Here is a 26182-nt window from a genome sequence, read left to right as displayed (position 1 = left end):
AACAGGCCCCAACCGGAGACTGCCCATGAGCCCCGAACCCCCTGCCATCCAGGACCTTCAGGTCTCGCTTGGACAACAGCGCGTGGTCACCCACGAACCGGGGCGCGCCGTGATTGAGTATCTGGCGGGCATGCACATGTGTCATTCCGGCGGGGTCGTGCAGGGTGGCTTCATCTGCGGCTGGATCGATGCGGCCATGGCTCACGCCGCCATGGCGGGCGATGGGGAAATGACGCCCATGTCCCTTGAGCTGAAAGTCAGCTTCTTCGCTCCGGCCCGTCCGGGTCTGGTGATCGCTGAAGGCTGGATCGAGCGGCGGGGCAAGTCCACCTGCTTTGCCGAAGGCCGGCTGCTTAACGCCGCCGGGGATGTCCTGGCCAAGGGCACCTCGACCATCCGCCTGATTCCCCGCGCCCAGGTCGAAGCCAGCGCCCGCCGGGCCGTTGAATAGGCTCCACCCGTCAGGGGCCTAGGGGCGGAAAGCCAGACTGGCGCCGCCATCGGGTGTCAGGCTCAGTTCGCCCTTGATCTGCTGGGCCAGCCTTCTGACCAGCCAGAGCCCGAATGAATCTGTCTGGGACGCCATCCCGAACCCCGTGTCGGAAACCGACAGATCATAGCCGTCGGCGGATGGCTGCAGGACAAGGCGGACTTCAGGCTGGACGTCCCCGACAAAGGTGTGGCTTGCGGCATTGGCCACCAGTTCGAGGGCGCAGAGCACTACGGTCTGCGCAGCCGTTTCGGAGAGCGTGAGCGGGCAGAGATCCAGTACGACCTCCAGGTTACGGCGGCGGTACCTGTCCCGCCAGACCTGCCCCATGCTGGTCAGGTAGGCGCTGATGTCGGCCTGGTCGTCCCGAAAGAACCGCTCGAGGGTCCCGAGGTCTACGATCGTGTCCGCCATCCAGCTCAAGGCGTGGCCCGGGCTCGGATCACCGGCCCTCTGGGCCCGCATGCGAGCCAGGGCGGCGAGGAAATGAAAGGTGTTGGCGACCCGGTGCCGGATCCTGGCCTGGGACTCCTGGTCGGGGGCGCCTGCTCCGTCTGACATGGCTCAGACCTTTCCGTTCGATTCGCGTCTGCGGCGGACCGGGCTGTTCATCCCCTTGATGCGGGGCCAGGCCGCTGCGTCCCGCTGCGCCTCGACTTACCCGGCGAGGGCCTGCGTTGTCGACTGCCGGCCTGGGCCAGCTCTTCCCTGAGCTTGGCAAGGCTCTCCCACCGCTCCCGATCCAGTCGACCATCTTCCAGGGCCAAGCGTACGGCGCAGCCTGGCTCGGCGTCGTGCCGGCAATCGCGGAACCTGCAATCAGCCGCCAGGGTCTCGATCTCCGCCTCTAGGTCGGCAAAGGTGGCGGCAAGCCCAGCCTGGGCATCCCAGAGTCCCAGCTCACGCATGCCGGGCGTGTCCAGCAGCAGGGCGCCGGAGGGCAGGAGGACCAGTTCACGGTGGGTGGTGGTGTGTCGGCCGTGGGCGTCAGACTCGCGGATCGCCGCCGTGGCCATTTTCTGCTCGCCAGCCAGGGCGTTGACGATGGTCGACTTGCCTGCCCCTGAACTGCCCAGCAGGACCGCCGTAAGACCGGGCGCCAGAAGGTCGGCAAGGGCCTCCATGCCAAGGCCGCTCCGGGCGGAAATCACCATGACCTCGACCCCGCCGAGGGCGGCGGAGATCTCGGCCGAGGCCCCTGCGGCATCCTGCGCCACATCGGCCTTGGTCAGCACCACCACCGGACGGACGCCGCTTTCCAGGGCCATGGCCAGATAGCGCTCAAGTCGCCGCGGATTGAGATCGGCATTGAGGGACGACACCAGCAGGGCCAGGTCCACATTGGCGGCGACGGCCTGCACTGTCTGGGCCTGCCCTGCCGCCCGGCGGACAAAAAGGCTGGCTCTGGGCAGGACAGCCTGTATGGCCGCACCTTCCCCCGGACGCCGGGAACAGGCGACCCAGTCGCCGGTGACCGGAAAATCGAGCTCTCCGGCCTCGTGGGTCAGCTTGCCGGCCAGGCTGGCGGCGACCTCGCCGTCTCCGGTCATGACCCTCGCGTGACTGCGTTGCTGGACGACGATCCGGCCCGGCAGCAGGCCCCGTTCGGCGAAGGGCGCAAAATCCGCCTGTCGTTCGGGCGTCCAGCCATAGGACTCAAGGGGGATCGTCAAGTCATGTTCCTAATCCAGGCTCACAGGGGTAGAGCCGTCGTAAACTTGATTTGTTCCATGGCGAAGGACGAACTGACATCTCCCAGGGGCGCAGCGGCGATGAGCCGCTTGTAGAACCGGTCATAGGCGGCGATGTCCCGAACCACCACCTTGAGCAGATAGTCGGTCTCGCCGCTCATCCGGTAGAACTCGACCACTTCAGGCAGGGCGGAGGCGCCCTTGGCGAACTGATTGAGCCAGGCCTCGTCATGGCGCGCCGCCCGGACCGCCACAAACACCACCAGCCCCAGATCCAGTTGCTCGCGATCCAGCAGGGCTACCCGCCGCTCGATGATCCCCTGCGCCTCCAGCCGCTTGACCCGTTTCCAGCAGGGCGTCTGGGAAAGACCCACCCGTTCCGCCAGGTCGCTGATGGCCAGGGTGGCGTCGACCTGCAATTCCCGCAGAATTCGCCGATCGACCGGATCAAGAACATCCATGCTGCATTGGATCCATAATGGAGAATGTCATTCTATGTTATGCCTGATTTCGGCAAGATCAGACACAGATTTTCTCCCTGCTTCTGGGACTATGTACAGGCACAGCACAGGGGAACCAGATGGCGGCGCAAATGGGAAAGCACCTGCAGGATGTCGGCGAAAGCTATGACGAGCATTTCGTCCACGCCGGTCGCTATGGCCTTGTGCTGATCGGCGCCGGCCTCGCCTGCCTGGTCCACGCCGTCCTGCCCTTCCTGTTCGAAAAGACCGGGAGCCAGTGCGTATCAAGGCTCTACGCCCACATGGCCAAACGCGGCAGAATGACCCCGGAAGAGGCGGTGCGGGCCTAGCCCCGCGGCTCGATCAGGTCCCAGCGATTGCCGTAGAGATCCTCGAAGACGGCGACGGTTCCATAGGCCTCGCGCCTGGGCGCCTCCAGGAAGCGGACACCGGCGCGGGTCATGGCGTCGAAATCCCTCTGGAAGTCATCAGTGTGCAGGAAGAGGAAGACCCGGCCGCCTGTCTGGTCGCCGATCCGTGCGGCCTGATCCCCGCCGTCGGCCCGGGCCAGGAGCAGGCCGGATTCAACAGCCCCGGGCGGGCGCACAACCACCCATCGCTTGCCCGCGCCAAGGTCGGTGTCTTCCACCAGATCGAAGCCAAGCCGCTTCACATAGAAGTCGATGGCCGGGTCATAGTCTTTCACCACAAGGGCGGTCAGGGCGATACGAGGCATGGCCCCATGGGGAGCCTGAAACCCGCCCGCTATGCAACCTGCTTTTCAGGCTTCTTCGCGCCATCGACTGACCCGAGGTCGCCAACCCTGAACCTGGCTATGAGGTGCATCAGCTGATTGGCCTCATTGGACAGACTGTGACAGGCGGCGTTGCTTTCCTCGACCATGGCGGCGTTCTTCTGGGTCATCTGGTCCATTTCGGCGACAGCGGCATTGACCTCCTGCAGGGCGGTGGACTGGTCCTTGGCCGATCCATTGATTTCCGAAACCAGGGCCGTCACCCGCGCCACCCGGGTCTGGATGTCCACCAGGGCGTCCCCGGCGGCGCCAACCCGGGCGACCCCGACGCCCACATGGTCCGAGCTCTCGCTGATCAGGGACTTGATGTCCTTGGCGGAGTCTGCGGACCTCTGCGCCAGCGCCCGGACCTCTGACGCCACCACGGCGAAGCCCCGACCGGCTTCTCCTGCCCGGGCCGCCTCGACGCCGGCATTGAGCGCCAGGAGGTTTGTCTGGAAGGCGATCTCATCAATGACCGTGACGATCCTGCCGATCTGTTCGGAGGACGATTCAATGCGGGCCATGGCGTCGACGGCTTCCTGCACGATCTCGCCCCCCCGTGCGGCGGCGATCCGCGCCTCCTCCACTTCCTGGTTGGCGTCAGCAGACCGTCTGGCGGTGTTTGTCGAGCTTGCGGAAACCTGCTCCATGGCAGCCGAGGTCTGCTCAAGGCCGGCCGATTGCCGTTCAGTCCGGGTGGCGAGGTCGTCTGCGGCCAGGGTCAGTTCGCGGACGCTGGCGTGAATTCCGTGGCAGTTCCCGGCAATGGCGACCACTGCAGCCTCCAGCTCGGCGACCGCCGAGTTGAAGTTCTCCAGCAGAGGCGCATAGACCTCCGGGACGGCGTGGTTCATCCGGTAGAGCAGGTTTCGGGCGGCAAGCTCGTGGAGGGCCTCACCGAAGGAGCCCAGGACCACCACCTGGCCCGCATGCGTCGCCGCCTGCTCGGCTTCAGTCTGAGCCTTGTGCGCGGCCTCCTGGTCACGGGTGCGCCTGGCCTCCTCTCCCGAACGCTGTTGCAGGCTCAGGCGGAACAACTCGACGGTCGCCGCGATTTCCCCGGTTTCGTTGGTGTCCTCCAGGAAAGGGACCTTGATGTCCGTATCGCCATCCTTGACCTGCGACATGACCTCCACCAGCCGGGAGATGCGCGCCACGAGACCCCGACCGATCAGGATGCAAAGGGCAATCGCCAGGGAAAGCATGCCGCCGCCGAAGACAGCGGTGAAGGCCATGGCCGCCTGGAGCTTGCCCTTCCGGCTTTGGAGTTCACGCTCCAGGATCCTGGCCGACGCGCCCCACAGCTCATTTACGGCCTTCTCGAATTCAGCCTCTGTCGCAGCCCCTGTGGATGCCCGGGCGCCACTGAGGCCGCCCTTCTCCTCATCGATCATATTGCGGACCGAGCGGTCAAATCGGGCTGAAACTTCGATCAGGGCGGCCCGGGCGGCAGGTGTGGATACGCCGTCGGCCGCCTTGCGCAGGTCAGACCTGACACGGTCGGAGGCGAAACCCAGACGCCCCAGGCCGTCAGAAACGGCGATGGCGCGCGTCAGGTCATCACCCTCGCTGCTGATCGCCTTGTCGAGGTCGCTCTCACTTCGGTAGGCATAGGGAATCCAGACCGAGAGCGCGTCCTGCAGATAGTAGCTGGCCTGCTCGGGATCGAGCGCCAGACCCGACGAATCCGCGACCCGCGACATCAGCTGCAGGCCACGATCCAGCCGGGACTGTCCCAGGGCCGTAGCTTCATAGGCCTCCCGTTCCCGGAAAGTGCCAAACTGCCGATCCGCCAGTTTCCCGTTCGGGAGGGTGGGCGCCTTTGGATCAGCCAGCGAAATCCATACGTCCTTGATGAAGGCCAGACCTGCCTGCTCCTTCTCGGTCGCCCGGACCACCTTGTACTGCTGGATGGTCAGAAGGGTCGCAAAGAGGACGCCACAGACCGACAGGATGACGGTGACAAGATTCAGCCGGGCTGAAATCGACATCCGGCTGTTCAGCGCCTGCAGAATCTTCATCTGATCGCTCCCGTCCGACGCCGAAGCATCGACAAATCCCCAATATGAGAATATACGGTAATGCGCTCTATGGTTGATGATTCATAAATGACAAGTGCGACAATACATCCCAGACGACCGATATTCGCGGGCCCTGCAGGCGGTGTCCGCGACATTCCACCGCATGGCTTTTGGGGCTGGACCGCCCCAAATGGATGCGATATTTGACTGTTTTTAGAGCATTTGATTATTTTTTAATCACGACTGGAGCGCGAGTTGCGGCGCCGTATTCTCTGCCTTGATGACGACGAAGCGCTCAGTTCCCTGCCGCAATCGACCTATTTCAGCGCCGAAGAGCGTCGACTCGTCCTTGAAGGGGCGGAAGTCAGGACCTTTCAGCCGGGCGAGACCATCTTCACTTCCCGGGATGGCGGGGTCACCCATCTGGTGCGATCAGGCCTGGCCAAGCTGGTCTCAGACAAGCGCCCGGCCTTCTTCTCGGGCGCCACCATCGACTTCTACTATCCCGGCGAGTTCATTTTCGACGGCGCTGCTGGCGACCGCTATGTGGCCGCCGTAGCCATCGCCAAGGATACATCGAGCTACGTCATCACCAACAATGCCATGGGCAGGGCCGTCCGCGAGGCCTCCAGCCTGAGGGAGAAGTTCACCCTCAACCTCTATGCCGAGATCGAGCGGTCCCGCCTGCGTCTGGTCAGCCAGCTGGACCTCAGCGTCCGCGGACGTCTCTGCGCCTTCCTGCTGGAACTCCTGCAGAACCCGGTCCTGCCGCGACTGGCTGCGGACACGGTCGTCATCCCCTGCGACAAGATGGAGCTGGCCGCCTATCTCTGCACGGCCAACACGGTCCTGTCCCGGGCCTTCCGGGACCTCGAAGCCGCCGACCTGCTGAAGCGGGTCGGGCGCAGCAAGGTGAAGATCCTGGACCTGAACGGCCTGCGCGACCAGGCGGGACACCTGGCGCCAGCGGATTGAGTCTCTGAAATCATTGGAGCGGGCGATGGGATTCGAACCCACGACATTCAGCTTGGGAAGCTGACGCTCTACCCCTGAGCTACGCCCGCGCGCCGGAGCCCTGACGGGCCGGTGGGCGACCTATAGCCGGACCGGGGCCACCGGCCAAGGGGGCGGGCGTGTCTATTCCCAGGGACGGAAGTGTTTCGACAGCTTCAGGCCCTGGCGCTGATAGTGGCTGCCGCCTTCGCCATAGAGATGCTCGGGCCGGCTGATCAGGGGTTCATAGACCAGGCGGGCCACGGTCTGGCCGTCCTCCAGCAGGAAGGGGGTCTCGTGGCTGCGCACCTCCAGCACGCCGCGTGAGCCGACGGCGCCCGCCTCGGCCGTGCCAAAGCCGGGATCGAAGAAGCCGGCATAGTGCACCCGGAACTCGCCCACCGACGGGTCGATAGGGGTCATTTCGGCCGCTTCCAGAACCGGGATCTCGATCGCCTCCTTGGAGGCCAGGATGTAGAACTCGCCCGGGTCCAGCAGGAGTTCGCCGCGAACCGGATGCAGAGGCTCCCAGAAGTCCCGGGGGTCGTGGCCGTCCACCCGGTCCATGTCCACCACGCCGGAATGACGGCGGGCGCGGAAACCGGCCACGCCATCGCTGAGGTCGACGCCGACGCTGCGGGTGCCCAGGTGGGCCGGGGATCCCCGCTTGAGACGCAGCTGGTTCAGCCGGGTGCCGGTGCGGACCAGTATGGAAAAGGTCTGGGGAGCGATCTCGATATAGATCGGGCCGTCATAGCCGGCGGCCACATCGTCAAAGGCAGGCTGGCGGTCGCTGAGCAGGCGGACAAAGACATCGACCCGGCCGGTAGAGCTCTTGGGATTGGCCCGGGCGGAAATCCCGGCGGGCAGGCTGAGCCTCTCCTGGATCTCGGCGATATAGACACAGCCCCGCTCGAGCACGGCGCCCTTTGAAAGGTCCAGCTCATGCATGGCCACGTCGGCGATCCGGCTGGCCACCGTGCGGCCAAGCCTCGGCAGGAAGGAGGCGCGGACCCGCCAGCAACGCACGCCCAGCCGCAGGTCCAGACTGGCCGGCTGTACCTGATTGCCATCGAAGGGGCTCTGCGAGGTGATGGCCCCCTGGGCGATCAACTCGTCAATGGACTGGCAGGGAAGGATCCCGGCGGGGGCGTCGTTTGTCATCGCCCCCTTAGTCGCCCCCCGGGAGGCGCTTGGCAAGATCGGCGTCACCTGCAGGCCGCACCAGAAAACCTGTCTTGCCTTACGCGCCCTTGACCGTGACCAGTGGGTAAGGTCAAGAGCGAGACCGCAAGCACAGGAGCGCCCCATGGCCGAGAACCCGCAGGATTGGCAACTGGAAACCCGTCTGGTGCGCGGCGGTATGGCCCGCTCACCCTATGGCGAGATTTCCGAGGCCCTCTATCTCACCCAGAGCTTCGCCTATGACAGCGCTGAGGCCGCAGACCGCAGGTTTTCCGGGGAAGATGCGGGCTTCATCTATCAGCGGTTCGGCAATCCCACGACCCAGATGTTCGAGGACCGCCTGGCCCTGCTGGAGGGCGCAGAAGTCTGCCGCGCCACGGCCTCGGGCATGGCAGCGGTCCATGTGGCCCTGCAGGGTCTGGTCCGCGCTGGCGATCACATTGTCGCCGGCCGCGCCCTGTTCGGCTCCTGCCGCTGGATCCTGTCGGAGTGGATGCCCCGTTTCGGCGTCGAGGTGACCTATGTGGACGCCACCGACCTGAACGCCTGGAAAAACGCCGTGCGGCCCAACACCAAGGCCTTCCTGGTGGAAAGCCCGGCCAATCCCCTGCTGGAAGTCACCGCCATCGGGGCCGTGGCCGAGATCGCCCATGCGGCCGGCGCCAAGCTGGTGGTGGACAATGTCTTCGCCACACCCATCTTCCAGAAGCCCCTGGCCCTGGGCGCTGATGTGGTCGTCTATTCCGCCACCAAGCATATTGACGGTCAGGGTCGCGTTCTTGGCGGCGCCATTCTCGGCAATGAGCCCCTGATGAGCGAATCCTACAAGGATATCCTGCGCCATACGGGACCCGCCCTGTCGCCCTTCAATTCCTGGGTCCTGCTGAAGGGGCTCGAAACCCTGGAATTGCGGGTCACCCGTCAGGCGGAGAACGCCACCAAGGTCAGCGACGCCATTGGCGCCCACTCGAAGGTCAAGCGCGTGCTCTTCCCGGGCCGCCCTGACCACCCCCAGGCCGCCCTGATCGCCAACCAGATGAGCGGCCCCGGCAATGTGGTGGCCTTCGACCTTGGCGATCGCGCCGCCGCCTGGCGCTTCCTGAACGCCCTGGCCATTGTCGATATTTCCAACAATCTCGGCGACGCCAAGTCCATGGCGACCCATCCCTGCACCACCACCCACAGGTCCATGCCCGAGGCCGAGCGCCTGGAGATCGGCCTGACCGAGGGCTGGGTCCGGATGAGCGTCGGCCTTGAAGGCGCCGGGGATCTGGTGCGGGATGTCAGCCGGGCCCTGGACGCGGCTTAGGCCTCAAACAGGAGAGTTACGATGATCGGGTACACCATGCTTGGCGCAACTAACCATGCACGAGCCAAGGCCTTCTATGACCCAATCATGGCTTTGCTGGGGGCCAGCGTGAACACTGATTACTCCAGCGATTTTGGCACCTGGTACTCCGTCGGTGGGCGCGGTCCTATGCTGGTAATCACGGTCCCACATGACAACAAGCCAGCGACCGCTGGCAACGGCACAATGATCGCCTTGCCCGCCGCATCACACGAGGTGGTCAACGAAGTTCACGCTAGAGCCCTAGCCGACGGCGGGGCCGATGAAGGCGCGCCTGGATATCGAAACGGCCCTTTCTACGGCGCCTATTTCCGCGATTTGGACGGCAACAAGCTCTGCGTGTTCAAGGTCGGCTAGAAGAGCTCTCCCTCCCCTTGAGGGGGAGGGTCGGTGCAACCCCTAGAAGATGCCGTAGCCGCCGTCGATCAGGAAGCTGTCGCCGGTGTGGAAGCTCGAGGCGTCCGAAGCCAGATAGACGGCCATGCCGCCGAAGTCGGCCGGTTGGCCCCAGCGGCGAACGGGGACGCGCTTGATGACATTGTCGTTGAACTTGTCATTGCCCTGGGCGCCGGCGGTCATGTCGGTGGCGATCCAGCCGGGCAGGATGGCGTTGGCGCGGACGCCGTAACGGGCGTGCTCCACGGCAATGGCGCGGATCATGGAGATCACCGCGCCCTTGGTGGCGGCGTAGGCCTCATTGCGCGGGGCGCCGTCCAGGGCTGACAGGGACGAGATCACCACCAGGGAGCCCCCGGCCCGATCCCCTTCGCCGGCCCGGGCGACCATGTGCTTGCAGGCCTCCCGGAAGGTGAAGAAGACGCCATCCAGATTGACGGACATCACCCTGCGGTACTGCTCGGTGGAAAACTCGGAGAAGGAGGGCGCGCCGCCGCCAATGCCGGCATTGGCTATGACCGTATCGACCCGGCCCATCTTGTTGACAGCCTCGACCATGCCGGCGCGGACCGCCTCTTCGTCGGCCACATTGACCACCTGGGTCAGGACCCGGACGCCGGTCGCCTTGAGCTTTTCCTCAGCGTCGGCGTTCTTGGTCGGGTTGGACCCCCAGATCACCACATCGGCGCCGGCCTGGGCCATGGCTTCGGCCATGCCGAAACCGATGCCGCCATTGCCGCCGGTCACCAGTGCGACTTTTCCCGTCAGATCAAAAGGCTTGTAGGCCATGGTTGTTTCTCTCCCGATGTTTGTCTCGTTGCAGCCGGAATGGCGGCCCTGACCCTGGGTCCGTCAAGACCCGGCATTTCGTGGTCGGCCCGCTACTTCATCGTCGGAATGACGAAGGCCGAGTCGGCTACATCGCCGTCCGGCCAGCGGGCGGTGACGGTCTTGACCTTGGTGTAGAACTTCACCCCCTCCATGCCGTGCTGGTTGGTGTCGCCGAAGGCCGAGCGCTTCCACCCGCCGAAGGAGTGATAGGCCACCGGCACGGGGATGGGCACATTGATCCCGACCATGCCCACATTGACCCGGGCGGCAAATTCCCGGGCGACCTTGCCGCTGCGGGTGAAGATGGCGACGCCATTGCCGTACTGGTGGGCCGAGGGCAAGGCCAGTGCCTCTTCGAAGGTCTCGGCCCGGACCATCTGGAGGACCGGCCCGAAGATTTCCTCCTGATAGGTCTTCATGCCGGGCTTCACCTGATCAAACAGGCTGGGGCCGATAAAGAAGCCCTTTTCATAGCCCTGGAGCTGGAAGCCCCGGCCATCGACCACCAGTTCTGCGCCTTCATCGACGCCGATCTGGATGTAGTCGGCGATCTTCTGGCGGTGGGCGGCGCTGACCACCGGTCCGTACTGGGCGGCCGGGTCGTTGGAGACCCCGACTTTCAGGGTTTCGATCTCGGCGATCAGACGTTCGCGAAGCTCGCCCGCCGTCCGCGCGCCGACCGGCACAACCACCGGCAGGGCCATACAGCGCTCGCCGGCCGACCCGAAGGCGGCGCCGGACAGGTCCTTGACCACCTGGTCCAGGTCCGCATCGGGCATGACAATCCCGTGGTTCTTGGCGCCGCCCATGGCCTGGACGCGCTTGCCGTTGGCCGTACCCCTTGAATAGACATAGTGGGCTATGTCCGAGCTGCCGACAAAGCTGACGGCGGCTATGGCCGGGTGGTCGAGTATGGCGTCGACGCTGACCTTGTCCCCGTGGATGACGTTGAGCACGCCCTTCACGTCCTGACCGACGGCGGCGCCGGCCTCCATGAACAGTTCGGCCAGACGGACCGGAACCGAGGAATCCTTCTCCGACGGCTTGAGCACAAAGGTATTGCCCACCGCAATCGCTACCCCGAACATCCACATGGGGATCATGGCCGGGAAGTTGAACGGGGTGATGCCCGCAGCAACGCCCAGGGGCTGACGCATGGAATAGACATCAATGCCGGGTCCGGCGCCTTCGGTGTATTCGCCCTTCAGCACATGGGGGATGCCGCAGGCGAATTCGATGACCTCAAGCCCCCGCTGGATGTCGCCCTTGGAGTCGGCGATGACCTTGCCGTGCTCACTGGACAACAGCTCGGCCAGGGACTGCATGTTGGCTTCCACCAGCCGCTTGAACTCGAACATCACCCGAGCCCGGCGCTGGGGATTGGTGGCGGCCCAGTTCGGCTGGGCCCGCAGGGCGGCCTGAACTGCCAGATCGACCTCGGAGACCGACGCCAGGGCCACCTGGGCCTGGACCTCGCCGGTATTGGGATTGAAGACGTCGCCGGTCCGGCCGGAGGTTCCTGCAAGGGAGGAACCGTCGATGAAATGAGTGATGTTGCGCATGACAAATCTTCTAGGGGCTGCATCCCGCCGTGCCTAGACCTGCAGGGCGGGCGAGGGCATTCTCCGCCCCATGACGGTCGCACAGACAGCGACCCTGGCGCAGGCCAGGGGCTATCACGATCACATCATCGACCGACTGATTGTCGAGCGGGCGCCCAGACTTGCGGGCAGCGTCGTCTGGCCCCTGGCCCGGCCCCTGCTCTACAGCCTGCTAGATTATCGCAAGGCCAGGGCCATGGCCGACGCCATAGGCCCCATGCCCGGCCGGGAGGCGGTCGAAGCCGTCTCCAGCCTGCTGGACATCCGGCTGACCGTGCGACGCCCCGACCGGATTCCCGCCTCTGGCCGGCTGATCGTCATCGCCAATCACCCCACAGGGATCGCCGATGGCATAGCCGTCTATGACGCCCTCAAGGGCCCCAGGCCCGACCTCTGTCTCTACGCAAACGCCGACGCCCATCGGGTCTGCCCCGGTCTGAGCGATATCCTCATTCCCGTGGAATGGGTGGCGGAGAAGCGCACCCGGGATCGCACCCGCCTGACCCTCACCATGACCCGGGAGGCCATGGAGGCAGAACGGCCCCTGATGATCTTTCCGGCGGGGAAGCTGGCCCGTCAGGGCAAGGATGGACGGCTGGCCGAATCGCCCTGGATGACCACGGCGGCCTCCCTGGCCCGAAAGTTTGAGGCGCCCATACTGCCGCTGCATGTGCGCGGACCCTGGTCGACCCTCTTCCACTTCTTCCACCATTTCTCCGGCGAGCTGCGGGACATCACCCTGTTCCACGAGCTGCTGAACAAACGGGGCGGGGCCTTCTCCATCGATGTGGGCCCGGTGATCGACTGGCGGGACCTGGATCCGGACGCGGCCAGCGCCACCGAAGCGCTCAAGACCCATGTGGCCGTGACCCTCGCCCAGGACCCGGACCGGGCTTTCCCGTGAAGCTGGCGGCGGACATTTTCCTGGCCAACGAGGTCGCGACCACAGCCCTCGGCGCAGCCCTGGCCGCAGAGATCCGGGCCGGTGAGGCCATCTGCCTGAACGGCCCCCTGGGTGCGGGGAAGTCCACCCTGGCCCGGGCCCTGGTTCGCGCCCTGACCCGGCCCGATGAGGAAGTGCCCAGTCCGACCTTCACCCTGATCCAGACCTATGACGGCCCGGATTTCCCTATCGCCCACTTCGACCTCTACCGGTTGTCCGATCCCGATGAGGCCTATGAAATCGGCCTGGATGAGGCCCTTGAGGACGGGGTGGCGATCATAGAATGGCCGGAACGCCTGGAGGGTCGCCTCCCCGCCGACCGACTCGATATAGACATCACCCTGGAAGGCGATGCGCGAAGGGCGCGATTGACCCCCTGTGGAAGCTGGAAGGAACGCGGCCTTGGATCGTGAGACGCAGAAGGCGCAATTCCTGACCGCCAGCGGGCTTGATCAGGCGCGCCGGGAAGTCCTCAGCGGCGACGCCTCAACCCGCCGCTATGAACGCCTGCACCTGGAGAGCGGCGCCAGCCTGATCTTCATGGACCAGCCGCCCTCGGCTGAAACCGCCCCCTGTCCTCCGGACGCCAACCCCAAACAGCGTGAGGCCCTGGGCTACAACGCCATGGCGCGGCTGGCGGCCGGGCGGGTCGACGCCTTCATCGCCGTGGCGGCCTGGCTGCGGAGCCAGGGTCTGTCGGCGCCTGACATCATCGCCCACGACGCCCCGGCGGGCCTTGCCGTTCTGGAAGACCTGGGGGACGACCTCTTCGCCACCATGATCGCCAGGGGGCAGGTCGAAACCCCGCTCTATGAGTCGGCCGTCAGCGCCCTGGCCCGGATGCATGACGCCACGGCTCCTCGGTTGCTGACGGCGGCCGGCGACATAGCCTGGCCCCTGCTGGACTATGACGAGGTGGCCCTGAAAACCGCCGGCGACCTCCTGCCGGAATGGCTGCCGAAGCTCCGCCCGCAGATCCGCCTCGGCCTCGAAGCCGTCATGGCCTGGGAGGAGATCTGGACCCCGATCCGCGCCAGGGCGGCCGCCGGGGCCAGCGTCTTCTGCCATCGGGATTATCACGCCGAAAATCTGATCTGGCTGCCGGACCGGCGGGGCGCCTCCCGGGCGGGTCTGATCGATTTCCAGGACGCCGTCCGCGCCCACCCGGCCTGGGACATGTCCATGCTGCTGCACGATGCGCGGCGGGATATTTCGCCCGACCTGGAAACCTGGGTGCTGGAGCGCTATTTCCAGCTGCGCCCGAGGGTCGACCGCGAGGCCTATCTGGCCGACTTCCACGCCCTGGGCGCCCTCAACATTAGCCGCATCCTCGGCATCTTCGCCCGACTGGTGTCCCGGGACGGCAAACCCCGATACGCCCAGTTCATGCCCAGGCTCTGGGGCTATCTGGACCGCTGCCTGGCTGACCCGGACCTTGCCGCCCTGAAGGCCTGGTTCGACCGCCATATCCCGCAAGACGCCCGCCAATGACCGCCATCAAGACCGCCATGGTCCTGGCGGCCGGCATAGGCTCGCGCATGCGGCCCCTGACGGATGACCGTCCCAAAGCCCTGGTGACCGTAGGCGGCAAGGCCCTGATCGACCACGTGCTGGACAGACTGGCCGAAGCTGCCGTCGAGACCGCGGTGGTCAATATCCATCATTTCGCCGACCAGATGACCGAGCACCTGGGCAAGCGGACCCATCCGGAAATCCGGATCGTCGATGAGCGGGCCGGCTTGCTGGACTCCGGCGGCGGCATCAGGAACGCCCTGCCCCTGTTGGGGAACGAGCCCTTCTTCGTGGCCAATATCGACTCCCTGTGGATCGACGAGGGGGTCCCACCCCTGGAGGCCATGAAGGCGGCCTGGGATCCTGCGAAGATGGATCTGCTGGTCCTGCTGGTGGCAAAGGGCCGGGGCATAGGCTTTGAGGGGCCCCGGGGTTTCTTCCTGGAGGCCGACGGCCGCATCCGCCACTCCGCCGACGAGGCCCGCCCGGCGCCCTTCGCCAATGTCGGCTTCCAGATCATGAAGCCGCAGATCCTCGACGGGTCGCCAGACGGCGCCTTTTCCATCCTGCCCGTCTGGTGGCGGCTTCAGGATGAGGGTCGGATATTCGGCGTCGCCATGGACGCATTCTGGATGCATGTTGGCGATCCACAGGCCAGGGAGGCGGCGGAAGCCAGACTCGTGTGAGCAGTCCCTTCACCGGCTCCGGTTGGTATTCCATTCCGTCCCACCGCCCCTTCGTCCTGGACCTGGCCCAGGGACTTCATGACGCCCTGGCCCATCAGGGGCCCGAGGCCCTGTCCCAGGCCATTGTCCTGACGCCGACCCGCCGCGGCGCGCGAGCCCTTGCCGACGCCTTTGTCACCGTTTCAGGCGGACGGGCCATACTGCCTCCGCAGATCCGGCCCTTGGGCGACCTGGACGAAGGCGAGGCGCCCTTCGAGCCTGGGGATCTGGCGGTCGACCTTCCGGCCTCCATTGGCGGCCTGCGACGCAGGTTCGAGCTGGTGGGCCTGGTGAAGCGTCATGAAGGCGCCCTTGGCCGCAAACTCGACGCCCCGACCGCCCTGGAATTCGCTGACGCCCTGGGCGGCTTCCTGGACAGTCTGCAGATCGAGGAGGCTTCGGCCACGGCGGGTCTGGCCGACCTGGTCACCGCCGACATGGCCGAACACTGGCGGATCTCCCGGGAATTCCTGGAAATGGCCCTGGAGTCCTGGCCGAGGCGGCTGGCCGAGCTGGGCCTCATGGACATCAGCGCCCGCCGCGTCGCCCTGCTCCACGCCCTGGCCGAAAAGTGGGATCGCGAACCGCCCCAGGGCGTGCTTGTTGCAGCTGGATCCACGGGAACCGCCAAGGCGACCGCCGCCCTGCTGAGGGTCATCGCCCGGGCGCCGCAGGGCGCCGTGGTCCTGCCGGGTCTTGATCACAATCTGTCGGAAAAGGCGTGGACCGGGGTTGGGGAGCAGCATCCCCAAGGGGCCATGAAACGCCTGCTCACCGATGCCGGCCTTACCCGGATGGATGTCCTCAACTGGCATGGATCGTCAGCCGAACTTGGCCTGGGTCACTGGCGGCGACGGGTCATCAATGAGGCCCTGCGACCGGCCGAGGATACGGCCGACTGGCTCAAGGCCATTGGCGATATTCGCGATCAGAAGGAGGCCGCGGGCATTGATCCGATCGCAAAGGGCCTTGCCGGCCTTTCACTGGTCTGCGCCCGGACCGAGGATGAAGCGGCCACCGTGGCGGCACTCCTGTTGCGGGAGGCCCTTGAAGTCCCGGGACAGACCGCCGCCCTGGTTTCACCCGACCAGGCCCTGGCCCGCCGGGTCAGCGCCAAGCTGGCCCGCTGGGGCGTATCGGCGGACTCCTCGGCCGGCCTCAGCCTTGCGGGCTGCCCGGTGGGTGTCCTGGCCGATCTGGTGGTCCAGACCCTGATTGATCCCCTCGACCCCGTGCGCCTGCTGGCCATACTCAAGCACCCCCTGGTCCGCCTGGGCCTTGACGCCGAGGCCCTGGAGTCAGCGAGGGAGCAGGCGGAACGCCATGGCCTGCGCGGCGCCCGGTCCGCGGGCTGGGATCAGCTGACCGCCCGACTGAAGACGAACATGGCCAAGGACAGGCTGGATCCTGCCGCGCCCACCAATCTTCTGAACCGCCTCTGCGCCGTCCTGCCCCGGGCGGGAGACGGGGACCAGACGGCCGCCGCCCTGGCCCGTATCACCGCTGAAGCCCTTGAGGCCCTTGCCAGAGGTCCGGATGGGTCCTCGGATCATCTCTGGTCCGGCCTTGGCGGCGAGGCCCTGTCGCGCCTCCTGGCTGGCCTGATGGAAGAGTCCGCCGCCCTTCCCGCCGTCACCCCCCGCAGCTTCAATGAACTCTTCCGCAAGCTTGTGGCCGGCGAGACTGTGCGGGCCGGCGGCGCCAGCCATCCCCGCCTGCGCATACTGGGCGCCATCGAGGCCCGGCTGATCCGGGCGGATCGTCTGATCGTCGCCGGTCTCGAGGAAGGCGTCTGGCCGCAGGGCGCGCCCGTGGATCCCTTCCTGTCGCGGCCCATGCGCAAGACCCTGGGCCTGCCGCCGCCCGAGCGGCGGATCGGCCTTGCCGCCCACGACTTCGCCCAGGCCGCCTGCGCCCCCGATGTGGTCCTGCTGCACACCGAACGCCGGGAGGGCTCACCCTCCATCAAGTCGCGCTGGCTCTGGCGTCTGGAAACCCTGGCCAGGGGCGCAGGCCTGACAATAGCGGGCCGCCCCGATGTACTGGACTGGGCGAGGGGCCTCGACGACCCCGGCAAGTATGAACCGGCTTCCCGCCCCGCCCCCATTCCGCCGGTAGAGGCGCGCCCCCGGCGTATGGCGGTGACCCGGGTCGAGGCCCTCACCAGGGATCCCTATTCCGTCTGGGCCCGGGACATTCTGCGGCTTTATCCGCTGGAACGACCAGATGAGGCCGTGGATGTCCGGGCCCGGGGGACAGCCATTCACAAGGCCTTCGAGGACTTTGTCAGGAAATATCCCTCTGACCTGCCAGTCGACGCCGCAGCCCGGTTCGAGGACTTCTACATCCAGGCCCTGGTGGATCAGGGCATGCCCCCGGACGCCATGGTGCGCGAACATGCCCTGGCGCAGGAAATGGCCAGGTGGGTGGAAGACTTCGAGCGTCGCCGCCGGGCTGATGGCCGCGCCATTCATGTGGAGCTCTATGGCGAACTGTCCATGCCCTGGCCCGGGGGCGACTTCGTCCTGACGGCCAAATCCGACCGGATCGAGATCGACCCTGAGGGTCTGAGCCACATACTGGACTACAAGACTGGCGCACCCCCCAGCGAAAAGCAGGTCAGGACCGGCTTCTCGCCCCAGCTGACCCTCACCGCCGCCATACTGGCCCGGGGCGGGTTCAAGGATCTTGGCCGACCCCGTCCCGGCGAACTGCTCTACGTGAAGGTCACCGGGCGCAAGCCAGCCGGAGTCGAAGATGCCCGCTGCGAGAAGGAAGGTCCCGAAGCCGCGGCTGACAAGGCTCTGGCAGGCCTGGCGGATCTGATCGCCCAGTATGACGACCCCCTGCGCGGCTATCCGTCCAAGACCGCGCCGCAATTCGCCAAGGGCTATCCCGGAGACTATGACCACCTGGCCCGGGTGTTCGAATGGTCCACCAGCGGCGAGGAGTCCGAGGAATGATCCGGGCGCCTGATGCACAGAGCCGCGCAGCGGACCCCAATATTTCGGCCTTCGTCACGGCCAATGCCGGGTCTGGCAAGACCAAGACCCTGATCGACCGGGTGGCCCGCCTTCTGCTGGCCGGGGCAGAGCCCGAGACCATTCTCTGCGTCACCTATACCAAGGCCGCAGCCGCGGAAATGCAGGGGCGGCTCTACGACCTGCTGGGCGGATGGTCAGTGCTGGAAGGCAAGGCCCTCGCCAAGGCCCTGGGAAACCTGGAGGGGCGCGACGAGGCCGCCTATGACGACGGGCGCCTGTCCAAGGCCCGCGCCCTGTTCGCCCGTGCCCTTGAGACCCCGGGCGGTCTCAAGATCCAGACCATCCACGCCTTCTGCGAAAAGCTGCTGCGGCGGTTTCCGCTGGAGGCGGGTGTATCACCCAGCTTCCAGGTCCTGGACGACAGCGCCGCCGCGGCGGTCGCGGCCGCCGCCAGACGGGCTGTCGCCAGCCACGCCATGAAGGGCGAAGGCGTCCTGGCCGAGGCCTATGCCCGGTTCTCCGTCGCCCTGGACTTCCAGGCCTTCGAGGACATGTTCAAGGCCTTTGAAGCCCAGAGGGGCGGCCTCAGGCGATACTTCGAAACCACAGGGGACTGGGGCGCCGTCGAGACCCATGTCTGGGCCACATGCGACCTTCCTGACAGCGGTGCGGATTTGGACGAGACCATCAGCGCGGCCATGGGGCGGGTCAACCGCAGGACGCTGAGCGACGCCGCCGACTGCCTTGCCGTGGGAACACCGACTGATATCGGCAGGTCCAAGGCCCTGAGGGCGATACTTGCGGCGCCGGACCTGTCCTATGACGACCTGAAAGCCCTGTTCTTCACCGAAAAGGGCGAGGGTACGCCGGTCAAATGGGTTGCGGACGTCAAGGCCCTCAAGGCCTCGCCGCCGGTTCATATGGCCCTGATGCACGAACAGGATCAGCTGGAAGCGCTCCGCGAACAGGTGCGCGCCATCGAAGTGGCGACCGATACGCTCTACGCCCTCGCCCTCGCCAGGGCTTATCTTGAGGCCTACAGGGTCGAGAAGGAGCTGGCTGGCCGGCTGGACTTCGCCGACCTCATCGAAAAGGCCGTCGAGCTCACCGCCAACGCCCCGCAGGCCGCCTGGGTGCTGTTCAAGCTGGACGGCGGGATCAATCACATACTGGTGGACGAGGCCCAGGACACGGCGCCCGACCAGTGGAGGATCATCCGCGCCCTGACCGAGGAGTTTTTCTCCGGCGAAGGCCGCGAGCGGTCCAATGACCTGGCCCGCAACATGTTCGTGGTGGGCGATGAGAAGCAGTCCATCTATTCCTTCCAGGGCGCCGCGCCGGAAATCCTGGTCCAGGAATTCGACCACCACAGGAAGCGGGCGACCGGCGCCGGTCAGGCCTTCGAAAGGGTCGACCTGCTGGCCTCCTGGCGATCGGCCACAAGGATCCTGAACTTTGTGGACGCCGCCTTCGCCGCAGAGGATCTGGCCGCCGCCATCCTGCCCCGCCGGGATGAGCAGGGTGTCCTCGAGCCCATCCGGCATGAGGCTGTGCGGACCGACGAAGGTTGCGTCGACCTGTGGGATCTCGTGGAGGAGGCCCCCAGTGAAGAGCGGGAGGCCTGGACGGCGCCCCTCGACCTGGAGTCCGAGCAATCCGCCAACCGCCGGCTGGCCGAGCGCATAGCAGACGAGATCGTCGATCTGGTGAAACGGGGCGATCAGGTCCTCGACAAGAAGTCCGGCAAGATGCGTCCGGCCCATTTTGGCGACGTCCTGATCCTGGTCCGGCGGCGCAAGGCCCTGTTCGAGGACATACTGCGGGCCCTGAAGCACCGGAAGGCGCCGGTGGCGGGCGCCGATCGCCTGGCCCTGTCGGAACACATACTGTTTGATGACCTTCTGGCCCTGGCGCGGTTTGTCCTCTTCCCGCGGGATGAGCTGACCCTGGCCGCCCTTCTGCGCAGCCCGTTCTGCGATGTCAGTGATCAGAGCCTTTTCAACCTGGCCCACGGTCGCAGCACCAGGACAGAGACGCAGAACCTCTGGGACCGGCTGGTTCAACGGGCTGATGAGGCGCCTGACTGGCGTTCAGCGGTGGACTTCCTCCAGGCCGCCCAACAGGCCGCCAGCCAGCGGCCCTTTGAATTCTTCGCCCGGTGCCTGTCCCTGCGCGACGCCACCGGGCGCACCCAGAGGGCAAGGCTGGTCCGCCGCCTGGGTTCGGAAGCCGAAGACGCCCTAGAGGAGTTCCTCGCCCAGGTCCTGGCCGCCGAGGGTCGCGGCCTGCTCGACCTGGAGAGCCTCGCCGCCGCCCTGGTCAGCCTGGACATCACGGTCAAGCGTGAGATGGAGGACCAGCGCCAGGAGGTGCGGGTCATGACCGCCCATGGCGCCAAGGGCCTTGAGGCGCCCATCGTCTTCCTGCCCGAAACCACCCTGGGCGCCACCGGCAAGGGCTCGCCCCTGCTGCAGACCGAAGATGGCGGCTTCCTGTGGTCCAGATCGAAGAAGCAGGGCTGCGAGGCCTCCCGCGCCGCCCATGAGCGGCGTGAGCGGAAGGAAGCCGAAGAAATCTATCGCCTGCTCTATGTGGGCCTGACCCGCGCCCGGGACCGGCTCGTCCTGTGTGGCCGCATAGGCGCCACAGGGAAGAAAGAGAATATCAAGGGCTGGTGGGGCGCCCTGCGGGAGGGCTTCGCCCATTCCGAGGTCGCGCCCCATGTGCGGCGGATCGAGGGCGAGACCTTCGGCTACAGCCGGTTTGGACCTGATCCCCTCCAGGGCGCGTCGGGCGTCTTAGTGGAGGCTTCGTTGGGCAGCCAGCCGGACTGGGCGTCAACGGCCCCGGCGCAGGAGGCCTTCGCCCGCTACGCCTCGCCCTCGGATCTGGGTGACGGGACGATCAGGCCCGCCGCCTCTCCCCTTTCAGGAATGGCGGGGCTGGGCCGGTTCCGCCGGGGCGACCTGATCCACAAGCTGCTTCAGGTCCTGCCGGATCTGCCACCGGAGTCCCGCGCGGCGGCGGCCGGGAGGCTGCTGGACCGGGAGCCCGACCTGACTGACGCCCAGAAGGCTGAAATGATCGGCGCAGCCCTGGGCGTGCTCAACGACGACCGCTTTACTGACGTCTTTGGTCCGGGCAGCCGGCCGGAAGTCACCCTGGCAGGGTCTGGCGCACGCTTGCCGGAAGGCCTGAACATTTCCGGACGCCTGGACCGGCTGGTGGTCCTGCCTGATCGGGTGCTGGTGGTGGATTTCAAGACCAACCGCCCATCTCCGGACATCATCGAGGACGCCGATCCCGCCTATCTCCGGCAGATGGCCCTTTATGTCGGGGTATTGTCGGAAATCTTCCCCGATCACAGGGTGGAGGCCGCCCTGGTCTGGACGGACGGTCCCAAACTCATGCCCATTCCAGAAAATCTGATCGCTCAGACCCTGGCCCGGCTGGGGGCTGAAGGTTGATACCGACCGTTAAGTCGCCCATATGCAGGTTAAGCCATCGCCGCCGCATGATGCGAGTCGGCGTCACAAGGAGCGCTTCATGAGCACGGTCGCGACCACCGACGAATCCTTCGAAAAGGACGTCCTTCAATCCAGCAAGCCAGTTCTGGTCGACTTCTGGGCCGAATGGTGCGGCCCCTGCAAGCAGATCGCCCCGGCCCTGGAGCAGATCTCCGAGGAACTTGGCGAACAGGTGACTGTGGTCAAGCTCAACATCGAAGACAGCCCTTCCACACCCTCCCGCTATGGCGTGCGCGGCATTCCGACCATGATGCTGTTCAAGGACGGCCAGATGGCCTCCATGAAGGTGGGCGCCATGCCCAAGCAGAAGATCGTCGAGTGGCTGAACGAAGCCGGAATCTGATCTGACCTTTCAGATCAGGCGGGCCAGGTCTCCTCGCTCATGGCGAGGACCTCGCCGGCGAAATGCAGCCCGCCGCAAATCAGGACATGGGGCGCTGGACCGTCGACCGAAAGGGCGCGCTCCAGCGCCTCAGTCACATTGGGCGCTGCCTCGGACTGAAGTCCAGCCGCCCGCGCCGCCTCGTCAATCTCAGCGGCGCTCGCCGCGGTCTCTGAGTCGAAGGTGGTCGAGATCACCCTGGGCCCAAGGGGCGCAAAGGGCGCGAAGAAGCCGCGGGCGTCCTTGCGAGCGAACATGGCGCTGATCAGCACCAGGGGCCTCGGGTCCCGCGCCACCAGCCGGCCGGCCGCTTCGGCCAAAGCCACACCGGCATGGGGATTGTGACCGCCATCCAGCCAGACATCTGCGCCCCGCGCCCTGGCCATGTCCGCCAGGGGCCCTGCCGTCAACCTCTGGAACCTGGCTGGCCAGACGGCGGAAGCTACCCCCGTGGCAAAGGCGTCATCGTCGATCCGAGGATCATTGAGGGCGGCGATCGCCGCGACGGCCAGACCGGCATTGGCGAATTGATGCGCGCCGGCCAGGCTGGGCCTGGGCAGGTCCAGGAGGCGGTCCTCCAGTTGGACCAGAAGGCGGCCATTGGCCTCCCAGGCGTCGAAGTCCCGGCCCATGAGGCTGAGGGGCGCATTCAGGGACTCCGCCTCAGCCAGGATGACGGCTTCGCCCTCTTCCATCTGGCGGGCGACCACCACCGGCCGACCGGCCTTGATGATTCCGGCCTTTTCCCAGGCGATCTTTGAAAGCTCGGGACCCAGCATTTCCAGATGATCATAGTCCACCGGGGTGATGACGCTGACCGCCGGGGCGTCGAAGATGTTGGTGGCGTCGAACCGGCCGCCCAGACCGACCTCAACCAGGCATAGATCGGCGGGAGTCTCGGCGAAGGCCTGGAAGGCCAGGACCGTGGTGAACTCGAAGAAGCTGATGGGCTGGCCCTCATTGGCCGCCTCGATCCGGGTGATGAGATCGGAAATCTGGTCGTCCGTGATCAGCTTGCCCGCCAGCCGGATCCGCTCGGCGAACCGCACCAGGTGGGGCGAGGTGATCACATGGACCCGCAGACCCGCCGCTTCGGCAATGGCGCGCATGAAGGCCACGGTGGAGCCCTTGCCATTGGTCCCCGCCACATGGATGACCGGCGGCAGGCGGCTTTCGGGGTGACCAAGGGCCGCCAGCAGGCGTTCCACCCGGCCCGTGGTCAGGTCGATCAGGGTCGGGTGATGGGCCCGCAGGCGCGCAATGACCGCGTCCGACGCGCGGATGGGGTCATACATCTGGAAATCCGTTGAAAGTCAGGCGGCTCTTGAACGCGAGCGTCCCATCATCAGGGTCTTGAGGATCGAAGCCAGGACATCGGGCATGTCGGCCCGGGTCACCACCTTGTCTATCATGCCCCGCTCCAGCAGGAATTCCGCCCGCTGGAAGCCGGTGGGCAGGACTTCACGGATGGTCTGCTCGATGACCCGGCGCCCCGAGAACGCCACCAGGGCGTTGGGCTCGGCCAGATGCACATCCCCCAGCATGGCGTAGGAGGCGGTGACGCCGCCGGCGGTGGGGTCGGTGAGCACCACCACATAGGGCAGGCCCGCGCTCTTGACTTCGTTCAGGGCCAGGGTGGTGCGGGCCATCTGCATGAGGGCCAGGGTGCCCTCCTGCATGCGGGCGCCGCCGGAGGCCGAGAAGATCACGAAGGGAACCTTGCGCTTCACCGCCTCCTGGGCGGCCTTCACAAAGGTCTCGCCGGCGCCCATGCCCAGGGAACCGCCCATGAAGGCGAAGTCCTGGACCACGACCACAGCGTCCTGGCCCCGGATCTTGCCAAAGCCGATGGCCATGGAGTCCTGCTCGCCGGTGGCCTTGCGGGCCGCCTTCAGGCGCTCGGGGTAGGGCTTGTCGTCGGGAAACTTGAGGGGGTCTTCCACCACCACCGGCGAGGAGATCTTCTCGTACTTGCCGTCGTCAAAGGTGAAGCGCAGGCGCATGCCCGCGCCGATCCGCATATGGCTGCCCGACGGCGTCACCCACAGGGCGGCTTCCAGATCCGGGCGATAGAGCATCTCCCCGGTGTCAGGGCATTTCACCCAGAGATTCTCCGGCGCTTCCCGCTTGGCCACGAGATTGCGGACGCCAGGGGCGATCTTGGCCAGCCAGCCGCCGCGTTCGCGGGCGGAGGTCGGCTTTGAGGGTTTGTCGTTTCGCTGTTCAGCCATCGCCATAGGGTGGTTGCACCGTGCTAGTTGCCGCGCGCGGAAGATATAGCCTTAGCCAAGGATTCGACTTTGGAAAGGACCCGGGCGGTCACGCTTTCGTTGACCGCCAGGGCGGCGGCGACCTCATCGACCAGGGCCGAGCCCACCACGACCCCATCGGCCACCCGCGCAATGGCGGCGGCGCGCTCGGGCGTCTTGATGCCAAAGCCCACGGAAACAGGCAAACCGGAGGCGGCGCGGACCCGGGCGACATGGGGCGCGACGACGTCTGCTTCGGCTTCCTTGACCCCGGTCACACCGGCGACGGAGACATAATAGACAAAGCCTGATGTGCGCCGGATCACGATCTTGAGCCGCTCATCGTCCGAAGTCGGCGTGGCCAGCCGGATCAGGGACAAGTCGGCGGCGTCGAGGGCGTCGGCCAGGGGCTCGGCTTCCTCCGGCGGAATGTCCACGGCGATCAGGCCATCAACCCCGGCCGCTGCGGCGTCCCGGGCAAAGGCGGCGAAGCCCCAGCGCACCAGGGGATTGGCATAGCCCATCATGATGATCGGGGTGGTCTGGTCGCCCTTGCGGAATTCGGCCACCAGTTCGAGGGTCCGGGCCAGGGTCATGCCCTTGTCCAGGGCGCGCAGGGCGGCCCGCTGGATGGGCGGGCCCTCAGCCATGGGATCGGAGAAGGGAAAGCCGATCTCGATGAGGTCAGCGCCTGCGCCCGGCAGGCCCTTCACGATCTGCAGCGAGGTCGCATAGTCCGGATCGCCGGCCATGACATAGGTGACGAAGGCGGCGCGGTTCGCAGCCTTCAGGTCGGCGAAGCGGGCTTCGATACGGGCCTTGGTCAAATGCTGCGTCCCAGATGGGCGGCGACGGTGGCGACGTCCTTGTCCCCGCGGCCGGACAGGTTGAGCACGACAATCCCGCCCTTGCCGACCTCCTTGGCCACATCGGGCAGTCGCGCCAGGGCGTGGGCGGATTCGATGGCGGGCAGAATACCCTCCAGTTCAGCGCAGAGCTTGAAGGCGTCCAAGGACTCCTGGTCGGTCGCGGTCAGGTATCTGGCGCGGCCCACATCGTGCAGCCAGGAGTGCTCGGGCCCGATGCCGGGATAGTCGAGGCCGGCCGAGATGGAGTGGGCCTCGGTGATCTGGCCTTCGCGGTCCTGCAGCAGATAGGTCATGTTGCCATGGAGGACGCCGGGCTGGCCGCCATTGATGGCTGCAGCATGACGATCGGTGTCCATGCCCTCGCCGGCGGCCTCGACCCCGTAGAGCCTGACAGTCTCGTCATTCAGGAAGGGATGGAAGATGCCGATGGCGTTGGACCCGCCGCCGACGCAGGCGACCACCGCGTCGGGGAGACGGCCTTCGACTTCCAGGACTTGCTCACGGGTTTCCTTGCCGATCACCGACTGGAAGTCCCGGACCATTTCCGGATAGGGGTGCATGCCGGCCGCCGTGCCGATCATGTAATAGGTATCGTGGACATTGGTGACCCAGTCGCGAAGGGCCTCGTTCATGGCGTCCTTCAGGGTGGCCGAGCCAGAGGTCACAGCCTCGACCTGGGCGCCCAGCAGGTTCATCCGGAACACATTGGGCTTCTGACGCTCAACGTCCACCGCGCCCATATAGACGATGCAGGGCAGGCCGAACCGGGCGCAGACCGTGGCGCTGGCGACCCCGTGCTGACCGGCGCCGGTCTCGGCGATGATCCGGGTCTTGCCCATGCGCCGGGCCAGAAGGATCTGGCCCATGCAGTTGTTGATCTTGTGCGAGCCGGTGTGGTTCAGCTCTTCGCGCTTGAGATAGATCTTAGCGCCGCCGAAATGCTCGGTTAGGCGCTCGGCGTAATAGAGGGGCGAGGGCCGGCCCACATAGTGCTTCAGGAAGCCGGACAGCTCGGCCTGGAAGGCCGGATCGGCCTTGGCGGCGCGATAGGCGGCGTCCAGTTCATGCACCAGGGGCATGAGGGTTTCGGGCACGTAACGCCCGCCATAATCGCCGAAGCGACCGGAAGCATCAGGATAGGCGGCATAGTCGTTAGGCGGGACGGGGAGAGTCACTGG

The 26182-nt window shown here is 66.1% G+C and carries 24 protein-coding genes and 1 tRNA gene; 12 read left to right on the top strand and 13 right to left on the bottom strand.

Features of this window, described 5'->3' with window-relative positions; translation table 11 throughout:
- The first annotated feature begins 25 nt into the window (after positions 1-25).
- Positions 26-451: a thioesterase gene (locus tag CFE28_02270; GenBank protein OYU68917.1), complete on the top strand. Its 426-nt coding sequence runs from the start codon at positions 26-28 to the stop codon at positions 449-451.
- Between the two features lie 18 nt (positions 452-469).
- Here the strand turns inward: CFE28_02270 and CFE28_02265 are convergent, their stop codons facing one another.
- The 3 genes from CFE28_02265 to CFE28_02255 are packed head-to-tail and all read right to left on the bottom strand — an operon-like array spanning position 470 to position 2642.
- Positions 470-1051 carry a hypothetical protein gene (locus tag CFE28_02265; GenBank protein OYU68916.1) on the bottom strand — a complete coding sequence of 194 codons (582 nt, stop codon included), beginning with the start codon at positions 1049-1051 and terminating at the stop codon, positions 470-472.
- 47 nt (positions 1052-1098) lie between these two features.
- Complete coding sequence (gene rsgA, locus CFE28_02260) at positions 1099-2157, bottom strand: ribosome small subunit-dependent GTPase A (protein OYU71517.1); 1059 nt, start codon at positions 2155-2157, stop codon at positions 1099-1101.
- Positions 2158-2183: 26 nt separating this feature from the next.
- Positions 2184-2642 carry a transcriptional regulator gene (locus CFE28_02255; GenBank protein OYU68915.1) on the bottom strand — a complete coding sequence of 153 codons (459 nt, stop codon included), beginning with the start codon at positions 2640-2642 and terminating at the stop codon, positions 2184-2186.
- A gap of 131 nt (positions 2643-2773) precedes the next feature.
- Between CFE28_02255 and CFE28_02250 the strand changes: the two genes are divergently transcribed.
- Complete coding sequence (locus CFE28_02250) at positions 2774-2992, top strand: hypothetical protein (protein OYU68914.1); 219 nt, start codon at positions 2774-2776, stop codon at positions 2990-2992.
- Here the strand turns inward: CFE28_02250 and CFE28_02245 are convergent.
- Both CFE28_02245 and CFE28_02240 read right to left on the bottom strand, forming a co-directional pair.
- Positions 2989-3378 (bottom strand): extradiol dioxygenase, encoded by a 390-nt coding sequence (locus CFE28_02245; protein OYU68913.1) that lies wholly within the window; start codon positions 3376-3378, stop codon positions 2989-2991. The genes CFE28_02250 and CFE28_02245 overlap by 4 nt on opposite strands.
- A gap of 29 nt (positions 3379-3407) precedes the next feature.
- Positions 3408-5459 (bottom strand): hypothetical protein, encoded by a 2052-nt coding sequence (locus CFE28_02240; GenBank protein OYU68912.1) that lies wholly within the window; start codon positions 5457-5459, stop codon positions 3408-3410.
- Between the two features lie 255 nt (positions 5460-5714).
- Here CFE28_02240 and CFE28_02235 point away from each other — a divergent pair, with 255 nt between their 5' ends.
- Positions 5715-6434, top strand: a complete 720-nt coding sequence (locus CFE28_02235) for a hypothetical protein (GenBank protein ID OYU68911.1) — start codon at positions 5715-5717, stop codon at positions 6432-6434.
- Positions 6435-6448: 14 nt separating this feature from the next.
- On the opposite strand, the gene CFE28_02230 is transcribed toward CFE28_02235, so the two are convergent.
- A tRNA-Gly gene (locus CFE28_02230) sits at positions 6449-6523 on the bottom strand.
- 73 nt (positions 6524-6596) lie between these two features.
- The gene (locus CFE28_02225) at positions 6597-7616 is read right to left on the bottom strand and encodes a 2-deoxycytidine 5-triphosphate deaminase (protein OYU68910.1); all 1020 of its coding nucleotides are present in this window, start codon (positions 7614-7616) and stop codon (positions 6597-6599) included.
- Positions 7617-7761: 145 nt separating this feature from the next.
- Here CFE28_02225 and metZ point away from each other — a divergent pair, with 145 nt between their 5' ends.
- Positions 7762-8946, top strand: coding sequence for an O-succinylhomoserine sulfhydrylase (gene metZ / locus CFE28_02220; GenBank protein OYU68909.1), 1185 nt, complete (start codon positions 7762-7764; stop codon positions 8944-8946).
- Between the two features lie 21 nt (positions 8947-8967).
- Positions 8968-9342 (top strand): glyoxalase, encoded by a 375-nt coding sequence (locus tag CFE28_02215; protein OYU68908.1) that lies wholly within the window; start codon positions 8968-8970, stop codon positions 9340-9342.
- A gap of 42 nt (positions 9343-9384) precedes the next feature.
- Here the strand turns inward: CFE28_02215 and CFE28_02210 are convergent, their stop codons facing one another.
- Positions 9385-10170 carry a 2-deoxy-D-gluconate 3-dehydrogenase gene (locus CFE28_02210; protein OYU68907.1) on the bottom strand — a complete coding sequence of 262 codons (786 nt, stop codon included), beginning with the start codon at positions 10168-10170 and terminating at the stop codon, positions 9385-9387.
- Positions 10171-10262: 92 nt separating this feature from the next.
- Complete coding sequence (gene mmsA / locus CFE28_02205) at positions 10263-11774, bottom strand: methylmalonate-semialdehyde dehydrogenase (CoA acylating) (protein ID OYU68906.1); 1512 nt, start codon at positions 11772-11774, stop codon at positions 10263-10265.
- Between the two features lie 70 nt (positions 11775-11844).
- Here mmsA and CFE28_02200 point away from each other — a divergent pair, with 70 nt between their 5' ends.
- The 7 genes from CFE28_02200 to trxA all read left to right on the top strand — a co-directional run bounded on the left by CFE28_02200 (position 11845) and on the right by trxA (position 21847).
- Positions 11845-12717 (top strand): acyltransferase, encoded by an 873-nt coding sequence (locus CFE28_02200; GenBank protein ID OYU68905.1) that lies wholly within the window; start codon positions 11845-11847, stop codon positions 12715-12717.
- The gene (locus CFE28_02195) at positions 12714-13169 is read left to right on the top strand and encodes a tRNA (adenosine(37)-N6)-threonylcarbamoyltransferase complex ATPase subunit type 1 TsaE (GenBank protein OYU68904.1); all 456 of its coding nucleotides are present in this window, start codon (positions 12714-12716) and stop codon (positions 13167-13169) included. The genes CFE28_02200 and CFE28_02195 overlap by 4 nt, the downstream gene beginning before the upstream one ends.
- Positions 13135-14247, top strand: coding sequence for an aminoglycoside phosphotransferase (locus tag CFE28_02190; GenBank protein OYU68903.1), 1113 nt, complete (start codon positions 13135-13137; stop codon positions 14245-14247). Before CFE28_02195 ends, CFE28_02190 begins: the two co-directional genes overlap by 35 nt.
- Entirely contained in the window at positions 14244-14954 is a 711-nt protein-coding gene (locus CFE28_02185) for a mannose-1-phosphate guanylyltransferase (protein ID OYU68902.1), read from the top strand. The genes CFE28_02190 and CFE28_02185 overlap by 4 nt, the downstream gene beginning before the upstream one ends.
- A complete protein-coding gene (gene addB, locus CFE28_02180; GenBank protein ID OYU68901.1) occupies positions 14951-17956 on the top strand; it encodes a double-strand break repair protein AddB in 3006 nt (1001 codons plus the stop codon). Before CFE28_02185 ends, addB begins: the two co-directional genes overlap by 4 nt.
- Entirely contained in the window at positions 17953-21444 is a 3492-nt protein-coding gene (gene addA, locus CFE28_02175; protein ID OYU68900.1) for a double-strand break repair helicase AddA, read from the top strand. The genes addB and addA overlap by 4 nt, the downstream gene beginning before the upstream one ends.
- 79 nt (positions 21445-21523) lie before the next feature.
- Positions 21524-21847, top strand: a complete 324-nt coding sequence (gene trxA, locus CFE28_02170) for a thioredoxin (protein OYU71516.1) — start codon at positions 21524-21526, stop codon at positions 21845-21847.
- A 14-nt stretch (positions 21848-21861) separates the two neighbouring features.
- Here the strand turns inward: trxA and CFE28_02165 are convergent, their stop codons facing one another.
- From CFE28_02165 to trpB, 4 genes are read right to left on the bottom strand one after another with little or no spacing between them, the layout of a single operon-like run.
- Positions 21862-23181, bottom strand: a complete 1320-nt coding sequence (locus CFE28_02165; protein ID OYU68899.1) for a bifunctional folylpolyglutamate synthase/dihydrofolate synthase — start codon at positions 23179-23181, stop codon at positions 21862-21864.
- Positions 23182-23199: 18 nt separating this feature from the next.
- Positions 23200-24123, bottom strand: coding sequence for an acetyl-CoA carboxylase, carboxyltransferase subunit beta (locus CFE28_02160; GenBank protein OYU68898.1), 924 nt, complete (start codon positions 24121-24123; stop codon positions 23200-23202).
- A gap of 17 nt (positions 24124-24140) precedes the next feature.
- Positions 24141-24962, bottom strand: coding sequence for a tryptophan synthase subunit alpha (locus CFE28_02155; GenBank protein ID OYU68897.1), 822 nt, complete (start codon positions 24960-24962; stop codon positions 24141-24143).
- Positions 24959-26179 carry a tryptophan synthase subunit beta gene (trpB, locus tag CFE28_02150; GenBank protein OYU68896.1) on the bottom strand — a complete coding sequence of 407 codons (1221 nt, stop codon included), beginning with the start codon at positions 26177-26179 and terminating at the stop codon, positions 24959-24961. Before trpB ends, CFE28_02155 begins: the two co-directional genes overlap by 4 nt.
- Between the last annotated feature and the right edge of the window lie 3 nt (positions 26180-26182).

Source organism: Alphaproteobacteria bacterium PA2 (genome assembly GCA_002256425.1).
Lineage (GTDB): Bacteria > Pseudomonadota > Alphaproteobacteria > Caulobacterales > Caulobacteraceae > Phenylobacterium.
The sequence above is the reverse complement of the archived record's forward strand: the minus strand, read 5'-3'. Positions and strand labels throughout refer to the sequence as shown.

Excerpts from the sequence above, each read along its gene's own strand:
- metZ (OYU68909.1), top strand. The coding sequence starts at position 7,762 with ATGGCCGAGAACCCGCAGGATTGGCAACTGGAAACCCGTCTGGTGCGC.
- CFE28_02185 (OYU68902.1), top strand. The coding sequence starts at position 14,244 with ATGACCGCCATCAAGACCGCCATGGTCCTGGCGGCCGGCATAGGCTCG.
- addA (OYU68900.1), top strand. The coding sequence starts at position 17,953 with ATGATCCGGGCGCCTGATGCACAGAGCCGCGCAGCGGACCCCAATATT.
- CFE28_02200 (OYU68905.1), top strand. The coding sequence starts at position 11,845 with ATGACGGTCGCACAGACAGCGACCCTGGCGCAGGCCAGGGGCTATCAC.
- CFE28_02210 (OYU68907.1), bottom strand. The coding sequence starts at position 10,170 with ATGGCCTACAAGCCTTTTGATCTGACGGGAAAAGTCGCACTGGTGACC.
- mmsA (OYU68906.1), bottom strand. The coding sequence starts at position 11,774 with ATGCGCAACATCACTCATTTCATCGACGGTTCCTCCCTTGCAGGAACC.
- CFE28_02270 (OYU68917.1), top strand. The coding sequence starts at position 26 with ATGAGCCCCGAACCCCCTGCCATCCAGGACCTTCAGGTCTCGCTTGGA.
- CFE28_02160 (OYU68898.1), bottom strand. The coding sequence starts at position 24,123 with ATGGCGATGGCTGAACAGCGAAACGACAAACCCTCAAAGCCGACCTCC.
- CFE28_02245 (OYU68913.1), bottom strand. The coding sequence starts at position 3,378 with ATGCCTCGTATCGCCCTGACCGCCCTTGTGGTGAAAGACTATGACCCG.
- CFE28_02240 (OYU68912.1), bottom strand. The coding sequence starts at position 5,459 with ATGAAGATTCTGCAGGCGCTGAACAGCCGGATGTCGATTTCAGCCCGG.
- CFE28_02250 (OYU68914.1), top strand. The coding sequence starts at position 2,774 with ATGGGAAAGCACCTGCAGGATGTCGGCGAAAGCTATGACGAGCATTTC.
- trxA (OYU71516.1), top strand. The coding sequence starts at position 21,524 with ATGAGCACGGTCGCGACCACCGACGAATCCTTCGAAAAGGACGTCCTT.
- CFE28_02265 (OYU68916.1), bottom strand. The coding sequence starts at position 1,051 with ATGTCAGACGGAGCAGGCGCCCCCGACCAGGAGTCCCAGGCCAGGATC.
- CFE28_02215 (OYU68908.1), top strand. The coding sequence starts at position 8,968 with ATGATCGGGTACACCATGCTTGGCGCAACTAACCATGCACGAGCCAAG.
- CFE28_02165 (OYU68899.1), bottom strand. The coding sequence starts at position 23,181 with ATGTATGACCCCATCCGCGCGTCGGACGCGGTCATTGCGCGCCTGCGG.
- CFE28_02225 (OYU68910.1), bottom strand. The coding sequence starts at position 7,616 with ATGACAAACGACGCCCCCGCCGGGATCCTTCCCTGCCAGTCCATTGAC.
- CFE28_02255 (OYU68915.1), bottom strand. The coding sequence starts at position 2,642 with ATGGATGTTCTTGATCCGGTCGATCGGCGAATTCTGCGGGAATTGCAG.